The sequence below is a fragment of the Myxococcus llanfairpwllgwyngyllgogerychwyrndrobwllllantysiliogogogochensis genome, assembly GCF_006636215.1.
GTDB classification, from domain to species: domain Bacteria; phylum Myxococcota; class Myxococcia; order Myxococcales; family Myxococcaceae; genus Myxococcus; species Myxococcus llanfairpwllgwyngyllgogerychwyrndrobwllllantysiliogogogochensis.
Genome location: NZ_VIFM01000435.1, coordinates 1 through 5,458 on the forward strand (window position 1 = coordinate 1; position 5,458 = coordinate 5,458).

Annotated in this window: 7 protein-coding genes and 1 pseudogene; 3 read left to right on the forward strand and 5 right to left on the reverse strand. The window is 68.1% G+C overall.

Going from position 1 to position 5,458, the window contains the following annotated elements; translation table 11 throughout:
* Positions 1 to 173 precede the first annotated feature (173 nt).
* The gene (locus FJV41_RS47700; RefSeq protein WP_141649280.1) at positions 174 to 521 is read left to right on the forward strand and encodes a helix-turn-helix domain-containing protein; all 348 of its coding nucleotides are present in this window, start codon (positions 174 to 176) and stop codon (positions 519 to 521) included.
* Positions 522 to 715: 194 nt separating this feature from the next.
* On the opposite strand, the gene FJV41_RS47705 is transcribed toward FJV41_RS47700, so the two are convergent.
* On the reverse strand, positions 716 to 1,099 hold the full coding sequence (locus FJV41_RS47705) for a hypothetical protein (protein ID WP_141649281.1): 384 nt from the start codon (positions 1,097 to 1,099) through the stop codon (positions 716 to 718).
* A 7-nt stretch (positions 1,100 to 1,106) separates the two neighbouring features.
* On the reverse strand, positions 1,107 to 2,279 hold the full coding sequence (locus tag FJV41_RS47710) for a serine/threonine-protein kinase (RefSeq protein ID WP_141649282.1): 1,173 nt from the start codon (positions 2,277 to 2,279) through the stop codon (positions 1,107 to 1,109).
* 256 nt (positions 2,280 to 2,535) lie between these two features.
* Between FJV41_RS47710 and FJV41_RS47715 the strand changes: the two genes are divergently transcribed.
* Complete coding sequence (locus FJV41_RS47715) at positions 2,536 to 2,916, forward strand: DUSAM domain-containing protein (RefSeq protein WP_141649283.1); 381 nt, start codon at positions 2,536 to 2,538, stop codon at positions 2,914 to 2,916.
* A 115-nt stretch (positions 2,917 to 3,031) separates the two neighbouring features.
* On the opposite strand, the pseudogene FJV41_RS54435 reads toward FJV41_RS47715, so the two are convergent.
* Positions 3,032 to 3,266, reverse strand: a pseudogene (locus FJV41_RS54435) (PspA); the annotation flags it as partial.
* Between the two features lie 161 nt (positions 3,267 to 3,427).
* On the opposite strand from FJV41_RS54435, the gene FJV41_RS47725 reads away from it, so the two are divergent.
* Positions 3,428 to 4,423, forward strand: coding sequence for a hypothetical protein (locus FJV41_RS47725; RefSeq protein ID WP_141649284.1), 996 nt, complete (start codon positions 3,428 to 3,430; stop codon positions 4,421 to 4,423).
* A 161-nt stretch (positions 4,424 to 4,584) separates the two neighbouring features.
* Here FJV41_RS47725 and FJV41_RS47730 read toward each other — a convergent pair whose 3' ends face one another.
* Positions 4,585 to 5,106, reverse strand: a complete 522-nt coding sequence (locus tag FJV41_RS47730) for a PspA (RefSeq protein ID WP_141649285.1) — start codon at positions 5,104 to 5,106, stop codon at positions 4,585 to 4,587.
* Positions 5,107 to 5,219: 113 nt separating this feature from the next.
* Positions 5,220 to 5,458 (reverse strand): hypothetical protein (locus FJV41_RS47735; RefSeq protein WP_246137881.1); only part of this gene is annotated, 239 nt, incomplete at its 5' end.

The window sequence follows — 5,458 nt, forward strand, 5'->3', positions numbered from 1 at the left end:
CCGCGCCTCGCTGCCACCAGACGTCGTCGCTGCCGCCAAGGAGGCCCTGCTCCGACGTGTGCACGAGTTGGACGCGCACCAGGCCCTTGCCCTTATCCAGCTCCTGTCGGGCGTGCGCTGATGGAATGGTGTTCCCATGACAACTGGAAATTCGGGTATATTTCCTTGTACCTATGAACGAACAGCTTGCAAGGCACCTTGGCGCCATCGCCCGCCTCGCCCGGGAGCAGATGAGCCTGACGCAGGTCCAAGTCGCGGAGCGCGTGGGGATGGCCTCTGCCGTCTACAGCCGTGTTGAGCGCGGACACATGATTCCCAGCGTCGAGACGCTGAAGAAGTTGTGCGTTGAGCTGATGGTCTCCCCCGAGGACATGATGGGCCTTACCGAATCCTCGACCAGCGGAGCACGGGCTCGGCCGGAGGATGACACCACCTTGCGCCGACTCATCTTCGTCGCGCGGAAGCTCGACGCGGGGAAGTTGGACGCCCTCGTCCATGTCGCCACTGAGCTGGCCCGCTGAAGCAGCTCCCTGGGCGGAGGGGCGCCGCCAAACGGCTCGCACCGCCCTCTTCCAAGCGCCAGGCCGCTTGCGGCCGGCGCCTCCGAGCAGGGAGCAGGCTTGGCGGGCAGAGCCCCATGCCTCGGGGCCCTGCACCAGAAGCCTCAGCGGCCCCCGGCGATGACGGAGCGCCTCCCGATGACGGAGGCCCCCCACTACGCCGCGCCGCGCTCCCGCAACTCCTCATTCACTTCGGCGAGCCAGTCCTCAAGGTTCTTCTTCTTGAGCTGAAGGCGGGCCACCTCGTCCAGCCCCGCCTCCTCGTCGACACGTCGCTCCCTCGGAGGCTCTGCCTCCAGGTCCTCACGCACCTCCACCGTGAGGACGTCGCCCGCACGGATGTTGACGTTGCGCCACGTCAGGTGCTCGCGGTGCTCCCTGCCCACGGAGCCCCCCACATGGAGCGTCAGCTCCGGGCAGGCGTTGGATTCGTCGTGAGGGCGGCGCACCCACGTCAGAATGGTGGAGAGGACGCCGAAGTCCGGCACCCCCGCGGTGGTGAGGTGCCGGCCATTGCGTAGCACGCGAAAGCAGAGCATCGGCGGCCTACCCTTTCTTCGGGAGCCCCAGTTCGTGCTTCTCCAGCCCATCCGGGTAGATGCCGGCCTCGCCGAACTCCACCTCGTCACGCAGCGCCCCGCCCTCGGACACGACACGGGCTACCTCCTTGGCGGCCTCCGCTCTCCCATAGGGCTCGTGGAGCTGGGCGTGGGCGACACCACGCAGTGCATCCCTCATGTCCGCCGCCGTCGCGAAGCGCTCCTCGGGGTTGAGGCGCAGGGCCGTGTGCAACACCGCCTTGAGGTCCTCATTGAGGTGGGCCACCGCCTTCTCGACGACATCCGGCCCGAAGGACTCCATGAGGGCCTGCATCTGGCCCAAGGGCAGAGAGGGCTGCATCTCCGTCTGGAACCGGCTCTCCTTCGCCGCCGACACCGGGGCGTCATGCACCTCGAAGAGGTGTTTGTTCGTCAAGGCCTCCACCAGCAACACCCCCAGGCTGAAGACGTCGGAGCGCGGCGTCAGCCCTTCCTTGCGCAGGTACTCGGGGCTGGCATAGGCAACGTCGCCTCGGAGCAGATTCTCCGGCGATTCCTCCCGCCCCACCAGCAGTGAGTACGCCGCTCCGAAGTCCAGCACCTTCACCTCTCCATGCTGCCCTAGCGCAATGTGCCGAGGGCTCACGTCGCGGTGGACAATGCCCAGGTGCACTCCCTTCTCCGACGTCAGCGTGTGCGCATAGTGCAGCGCGTCCGCCACCTCCGCGCCCACGTACAAGCAGAAGCCCTCCGAGAGGGGCTTCCCTCTCACCAACGCCGCGCACACCAGCGTCTCCAGCGAGGGCCCACCCACGTACTCCATGATGGCGTAGGGGGCGTCCTCCAGCTCATCCACCTGCATATGGAAGACTTGAGCGATGTTGGGGTGGTTGAGGCGAAAGGCCAACTGCACCTCTTCAATCATCCGCGTGCGCTGCATGTACGTGGATGGGCTGGCAATTCGGCGGACCAGACACGGACCGGACAGCGCGCCATCCGCCACGCGCCGCTCCGCCTTCAGCAGCCGCTCGCCACTCGGCCGCACCTCCAGCTCCCGCACCGCCTCGTAGCGCACGCCCTCGACCTCGAAGAGGAAGCGCGACGCGCTGGGTGCAGGCAGGCTGGGGACTCTGAGCGGTAACTCTTCCGTCGTCACTTCATCTTCCGGACGCTTCGGCATGGCTGTGAATCCTCCTGAGTGAAGGGTGCGGCCCCACGGGCAACGAGGCTCGCCGTCACCGGGCGCCTCTCCGGGAACTGGCTAGGTCTAGTTGACTCGACCGTCGAATTAACATGACCTTTCGTGCCTGTGAAGCCCTCTGACACCCGCAGCGGACAGGCCGCTCCCCATGAGCGCCTATCCCTCTCCTGGGTGCAAGACGCCCCAGCCCTGGCTTCGCACGCAGGCCTGGACTGCTCGCAAAGGAAAATGACTCGTGAGTGAAACCGTTGACTGGGGCCCAATTCGCGAACTGGCACGTCGTGTCTCCACCACAGGAGCGCGCCTGGCCCTTACAACTGAGGCGAAGGCACTGCTGAGGCGTACGGCCTCCGAGGTGGGAATCAGCGACAGTGAAGCCGAGAGCGCGCTCGCCACGGAGGAGGGTGCGTTGGGCCTCTTATGTGAGGAGTCTCAGCGCATCCGAGAAGGCTCCCACAGGCTCATGGACGCGCTGCACCGGATGCACCAGTACAAGGACAAAGGGGACTTCGGCAGCGCCCGCCAGGAGATGCGGGATGTGCTCAAGGTAGAAGTCGTGCCCCACTACCGCGCCCTCGCCCAGGGGCAGCTCGAAGACATGGCCGACGAGCCGTAGCAACGAGCGCGGAGCGCCTTGCCCAGCGGTGTGCCGGGCGAAGGCGTCGCTCGCGCACTTGGGCTACTTGCCGCAGGAGCGCCCTCCGGCGAGGGCGCTTTGCGGCACAGACGCAGGCGAGCGTCACCCTGTCGAAGGAGGCGCACCACCCGCCTGCCGTCGGAAACACGCTCCACCGTCACCGTCCTCGCCTTCTCGTCGACGGCCTCCACCTTCGCCGAGAAGGTGCCCCGCCCCTGTTTGTAGCGCAACGCCTTCCCCTCCGCGCATGAGACGGACGTCTTGGGGCTGGGGGCGGCAGTCGTCGCTGTGCGGCTCGCTGCGCGCGGGCGCCCGCTCTGAAACGGGGCCTGCTGCCCCCAGGAATCCGTGCTTGAGGGAACCCGTTTCCCTCCCATGCAAATGGCGAACACGCGCTCCGGGCAGGGAGGCCGGAAGGAGGATGCACCATTGCGCTCGTCTGCTCTAAACTCCGGACGTTCACATCCCTGCAGCAGAGATGAGGTAGCCCGTGTCATCGGTTTCGTGCCTCCTGTTGGCCGTCACTGCCGTCCTCGCGGGCGTGCCTCAGCCACTGGATAGACAGGCGCCGCACGGCGGCCCCGCGCCAGAGGTGACCGCGGGCAGACTCGCCAACGCTGGCCAATATACCAAGGCATTGGCCCTGCTGCGCGAGACCGCGCGGGCCCCGGGCGCCAGCCCGGTGACGCAGGCGCGTGCATTGGCGTGGCAGGCGCGCATAGAGGTGGACCGAGGGGACTTCGCGGCGGCGGCGCAAACGCTCACGCAGGCAGGGTTGCGCGCCGAGGCGTCCGGGGACGCGGAGGCACGGGCGCGCGTGCATTTCGCGCGCGGCCTTCTCCACGAGAGGAGGCAGACGACGGGTCTCGGCGGGGACCCGGAGTTCGCGCGAGCGCGCGGTGAGTACACGGCGGCGCTCGCGCTCGCGGAGAGTGCGGGGTTGGGGTGGCGTGCGCTCGCGCGCTTCCGCGTCGGCGTGGCGGCGGAGCGCCTCGGGGACGATGCGGCGGCGGACCGCGTCTATGCGGAGGTCATCGAGGAGGCGCGGCGCGGCGGAGACGTTGAGGCGCAGTCGTTCGCAGACCTGCACCGCGCCAACATCGCCTGGCGCGCAGGGCGCATGGAGGGCATGCGCGCAGAGCAGGAGCGCCTGCGGGAAGTCGCGTCCAAGGCGGGCCTCCTCTTCGTGGAGTCCTCCGCGCGCATCAACCTGGCGGACCTGACGGGTGGAGAGGCGGGCGCACGCGCCGCACTGCAGGTGGCCGAGAGACTGAAGCCCTTCGTGCAGGGGCTGCCAGGAATGCTCGACTCCGCGTACGCGTACGCTCTTGAGACGGCGGCGGAGTTCACGCGGGAGCGAGACCCGGCACGGGCGCGGGCCCTATTCCAGCGTGCCCTGGCGCACGCGGAAAGCAGTGGGCTGGTGGCAGCTCGCGTGCGGCTGCGTGAGGCGCTCGCGATGCCGGCGGACGCCGGAGCGCCCTGAGCCGGTGCTGCCCCTCCAATCGCGAGACCCTTCACAGAGATTCCCGCCACACCGTTGAGAATGTTTCACCCCTGCTCGCTGCCCGACACGCACAACCGCCGTCTCCGGGTACGAGTACGCCGCAGCAGCGCTCTCCGGAGAGGGCGCTTCGCGGCCCAGACTCAGGCTGGCGTCACCTTGTCAAAGGGGCGCACCACCTGCTTGTTGTCGGAGACGCGCTCCACCGTCACCGTCTTCGCCTTCGCGTCGATGGACTTCACCTTTGCCGAGAAGCTGCCCCGCCCCTGCTTGTAACGCACCTCCTGTCCCACCTCGTATGCGACGGACGTCGCGGGGCTGGGACTGGAGTTGGGGGCGGCGACCGTCGTTGCGCGTCCCGCCGCACGCGGGCGCCCTCTGCGGGCCTGGGGCGCGGCCTTCGTCCTCGTGGGCTTGGGCGCGGCCTCCGGCTTCACCCACTTCCGCACGGGCACCGAGGACGGGCGCTTCGGCGCGGGAGAAGGCACGGAGGCGCGCTTCGGCGCGGACGCCACACGAGTCGGGCCCGGCTCGATGCCCAGGAACTGGACAACCTTCTCCAGCAGCTCCAACTGCCGGCCCAGCAGCTCCAACTGCCGACCCGTCGCCTTCTCCACCGCATCCGCCACCGCAGCCTGAATGGTGCTCTTCATGTCGTTCTGCATGTGCTTCCGCTCGCTTTCCTCGCAGGCCACTGGAGCCCGCCGATTCTTCAACACCCAAGACAGCCACTTGCACTCACGTTACACCAAGGAGTCCGAATACTCGGGCTCCCGTCTCAGAATGAAGCCTTCAGCTCGCGCCAGCGCTGACGCTGCGCTTCCCACGTTCCCGCGTGCGCAACGGCCCGGAGGACTCGCTCGCTGAGGGGCTCCGCTCCATCTACGGCATCGAGGAACAGCACCTCCTCCTGGATGTCGGGCGCCAGCAACCGCAAGTCCAACAGGTGCGTCACACGCGCCCGGGTAAAGCCCAGTTGACTCGCGACGTCCGCCGCGCTCGCCACGAGCCCCCGCT